Origin of the sequence: Corallococcus praedator (assembly GCF_003612125.1) — a bacterium.
GTDB classification, from domain to species: domain Bacteria; phylum Myxococcota; class Myxococcia; order Myxococcales; family Myxococcaceae; genus Corallococcus; species Corallococcus praedator.
Window position 1 is genome coordinate 1 of the sequence record NZ_RAWI01001233.1, and the last position, 413, is coordinate 413.

The 413-nt window shown below is 69.5% G+C and carries 1 protein-coding gene; it reads left to right on the forward strand.

Features of this window, described 5'->3' with window-relative positions:
• A partial coding sequence (locus D7Y13_RS43870; protein WP_158626254.1) for a phytoene/squalene synthase family protein occupies positions 1-413 on the forward strand: 413 nt, incomplete at both ends.

Sequence of the window (413 nt, forward strand, 5' to 3'; positions counted from 1 at the left end):
TCGTCGCCCTGCGCCGCGACCGCCGCGAAGACATCACCACCTTCTACGCCTGGTGCCGCGTCATCGACGATCTCGCGGACGACCCCGGCGTGCCGCGCGCCGACCGCGCCGCGGCGCTCGACCGCTGGAAGCAGGCCTTGCACGGCCGCGTCCCCGGTGAAGCCGTGCTCGCCGAACCGGTGCGCGAGCTCATCGCCCGCTATCACCTCCGCGTGGTGCATTTCCTCGAGATCATCGCCGGCGTGGAAATGGACCTCGACGGCGCCCGCTACCAGACCTGGGACGAACTCCGGCTCTACTGCTACCGCGTCGCCAGCGCCGTCGGCCTCATCAGCATCGAGATCTTTGGCTGCGGAGCCCCCGGCGCTCGCGAATACGCCATCGACCTCGGTCTCGCTCTGCAGCTTACCAAC